Source organism: Collinsella aerofaciens, assembly GCF_040915425.1.
Taxonomy (GTDB): Bacteria; Actinomycetota; Coriobacteriia; order Coriobacteriales; family Coriobacteriaceae; genus Collinsella; species Collinsella aerofaciens_BW.
Genome location: NZ_JBCPDN010000109.1, coordinates 1 through 3,420 on the forward strand (window position 1 = coordinate 1; position 3,420 = coordinate 3,420).

The following is a 3,420-nucleotide window of genomic DNA, read 5'->3' on the forward strand; positions in this document are numbered from 1 at the left end:
GGTCAAGGACACGTCGCTGGCGTTCGCCATCGGCGTGGGTGAGATGTTCTCGACCGCCAAGGCGCTGGTTGCCTCGCAGGTGAGCATGGTGCCGTTTGCAATCGCGGCGCTGATCTACTGGGTCTTTAACTTCGTCGTCGAGATGCTGCTGGGCGCCGCCGAGAAGCGACTTGACTACTACCACGACTAGCCTGTTCCGTCGTGCTTTTCAAACACATGGAGGTTCCCGTGTCCGGAACGGTAATGAATATATCGAACGCGCGCAAGGCGTTTGGCGGCAATGAGGTGCTCAAGGATATCTCGCTCGAGGTCAAGCGTGGCGAGGTCGTGGCGATTATCGGGCCTTCGGGCGGCGGTAAGTCCACACTGCTGCGCTGCGCCACGCTGCTCGAGACGCTCGACGGTGGCTCGCTCTCGTTTGGCGACCTTGCCGTCGCGACGGATGCGGGTTCGGGCGCGGTGTACGCAAAGGGCGATGTACCTAAACAGGCACGCTCGCGGTTTGGTCTGGTGTTTCAGAACTACAATCTGTTCCCGCACTATACCGTGATGAAAAACATCACCGATGCACCGATCCGCGTGCTTAAGCGCCCGCGCGAGCAGGCGGAGGCCCGCGCGCACGAGCTTATTGCACAGATGGGGCTTACGGGTAACGAGAACAAGGTGCCCTGCGAGCTTTCGGGCGGTCAGCAGCAGCGCGTGAGTATTGCCCGCGCCCTGGCGCTCGACCCGGAAATCTTGTTCTTTGATGAGCCGACCTCAGCACTCGATCCCGAGCTGACGGCCGAGGTTCTGCGCGTCATCAAGGATCTGGCCGCGCAGAACATGACGATGGTGATCGTGACGCACGCGATGCAGTTTGCCCGCGACGTTGCCGACCGCGTGGTCTTTATGGATGGCGGCCGCATTGTAGAGGAGGGTCCGGCCGAGCAGGTCATCGACCATCCGCGCGAGCAGCGTACACGCGAGTTCTTGAGTCGTATCGAGGGATAGGCTCAGCTATTTATTCAACTGTTTATTGAGGCGAAACCGTCGCAGGTCTTATGATTTGCGGCGGTTTTTTGCATCCGTGGGGTTCAATAATCGCCTCGCAAGCTCGCCCCTTCCTCTCGCCGCCTGTATTCATACGTGCGCCGAAAGGTGTGCATGGACAGTCGCCTGTGAGGGTAGGGTGGTGGCATAGGACATTTGGAGGGTGAGTCGGCTCGGCTGCCGACCATGCTGCTCCCGGGACGGCATCGACCGCGAACTCTCCCCGTTGGCGTCGCGCATCGCGCGCGACCCTGCAAGGAGGTCATCATGGGTGCTCCCAAGACCGGCAACGTAAGGAACGTGGTGCTCGTAGGCCAAGGCGGGGTGGGCAAGACTTCACTCGCCGAAGCCATGCTCCACCTTTCCGGTAAGACCGCCCGCCTGGGCGGCCACGACGGCACCAAGCCCACGCTCGACTATGACCCCGAAGAGGTCAAGCGTTCATTCTCCATCTCGACGACCATCGCGCCGATCGATTGGAAGGGCGCCCGCATCAACGTGCTCGATGCCCCGTGCTACCCCGATTTTATCGGCGACGCCTTTGCCGCGATGAGCGTCTGCGAGACGGCGCTGTTTGTGGTCGACGCCGAGGCCGGTCCGCAGCCGACGACGGTTAAGCTTTGGTACGCCGCCGAGGACCTGCGCCTGGCGCGTGCGGTGTTCGTAAACCGCTTGTCGCGCTCCGAGGCCAGCTTTGCGACCACGATGGACCTGCTGCAGGAGCGCTTTGGCACGCGCCTAGGCGCCGTGACCCTCCCCTGGGGCGAGGGCGAGGACTTTGACGGCATTATCGACCTGGTGCGCATGAAGGCGCGCCATTGCAACGGCACCGAAGCCGTTGAGTCGGAGATTCCCGAGGAGTATCGTGCCCAGGCTGAGGAAGCCCACGACCATCTGTGCGAGCTGGTGGCCGAGGCTGACGATGAGCTGATGATGAAGTACTTGGAAGGCGAGGAGACGCTGACGCAGGAGGAGCTTGAAGGCCTGCTGTCGAAGGCGATCGCCGAGCGCATCTTTGTGCCGGTCTTTGCGGGCGATTGCATTAAGGAGCAGGGCGTCAACTCGCTGATGGATGACATCGCGACGTACTTCCCGGCGCCGACGGACTACGGCGAGATGCCGCTCATCGACGGCGATTCGCTCAAGATCTCGAGTGACGATGACCGCCCGGTGGCGTTTGTGTTTAAGACACTGGCCGACCCGCAGCAGGGCCGCATCAGCTTTATCAAGGTGCTGACGGGCACGCTTGAGCCGGGTCTTGAGCTGATTAACGCCCGCACGCGCAAGAGCGACCGTCTGGCTCACCTGTATGTGATGTGCGGCCGCGACATGACCGAGGTCGGTCACGCCTATGCCGGCGACATCATCGTGGCGCCCAAGCTGGCGGCCGAGACGGGCGATACGCTCTCGATTACCGGCAAGGTCGAGGCTGCGGCGTTTAAGTTCCCCAACTCTCAGTACCGCATCGCCATCGAGGCCGAGAATCGCGGCGACGAGGAGAAGCTCTACACGTTTATCGAGAAAGCCTGCAAGGCCGATCCGACCATGAGTATCGACCGCGACGAGGAGACGGGCCAGACTATCATCTCCGCCGTGGGTGAGGCGCAGGTTTCGGTGCTGCTCAACCGTCTGGAGGATCGCACCAAGGTCGTGGCCAAGAGCGTGCCGATCCGCATTCCGTATCGCGAGACCATCCGCCGCACGGCGAGCGCCCAGGGCCGCCACAAGAAGCAGACCGGTGGTGCCGGTCAGTACGGCGACTGCTGGCTGCGCGTGGAGCCGCTCATTGGGCCCGACGGCACGAGCGACGGCTACGAGTTTGTGGATGAGGTCGTGGGCGGCCGCATTCCGCGCTCGCTGATCCCCGCCGTGGACAAGGGCGTCCAGGAGACCATGAAGGACGGCATCATTGCCGGCTACCCGCTCACGGGCATTCGCGTGGCTGTGTACGACGGTTCGTATCACAGCGTCGACTCCAACGAGATGGCGTTCCGCGCGGCGGCTCGCATCGGCCTGCGCAAGGCATGTGCCGATGCCGACCCGGTGGTGCTAGAGCCCATCGAGGAAATCACGGTGACTATCCCCGAGAGCTACGCGGGCGCCGTGATGGGCGACATCTCGGCCTCGCGCGGTCGCGTGACGGGCATGGAGACCGATGAGCGCGGAGACACCGTGGTTATTGCTCAGGCGCCGCTGGCCGAGCTGACGGATTACTCGACGCGCCTGCGCTCTATCACGCGCGGCACGGGTGACTTTACCATGAAGCCCGCTGGCTATGAGCAGGTGCCTTATGACGTTCAGGCCAAGCTCGTGGAGCGCTATGAGGAGGGCCGCGCCAAGTAGCGTGGGACTTTGCCTGCAACATGCATGCCGATGCAAGGGCTGCTC

2 protein-coding genes and 1 pseudogene are annotated in these 3,420 nt (G+C 62.8%); all 3 read left to right on the forward strand.

What is annotated here, in order from left to right; genetic code table 11:
• Positions 1–190 (forward strand): annotated as a pseudogene (locus AB5164_RS09995) (amino acid ABC transporter permease); the annotation flags it as partial.
• A gap of 38 nt (positions 191–228) precedes the next feature.
• Positions 229–993, forward strand: coding sequence for an amino acid ABC transporter ATP-binding protein (locus AB5164_RS10000; protein ID WP_343007635.1), 765 nt, complete (start codon positions 229–231; stop codon positions 991–993).
• 306 nt (positions 994–1,299) lie between these two features.
• Positions 1,300–3,375, forward strand: coding sequence for an elongation factor G (locus AB5164_RS10005; protein ID WP_161115408.1), 2,076 nt, complete (start codon positions 1,300–1,302; stop codon positions 3,373–3,375).
• The last annotated feature ends 45 nt before the right edge of the window (positions 3,376–3,420 follow it).

Excerpts from the sequence above, each read along its gene's own strand:
- AB5164_RS10005 (WP_161115408.1), top strand. The coding sequence starts at position 1,300 with ATGGGTGCTCCCAAGACCGGCAACGTAAGGAACGTGGTGCTCGTAGGC.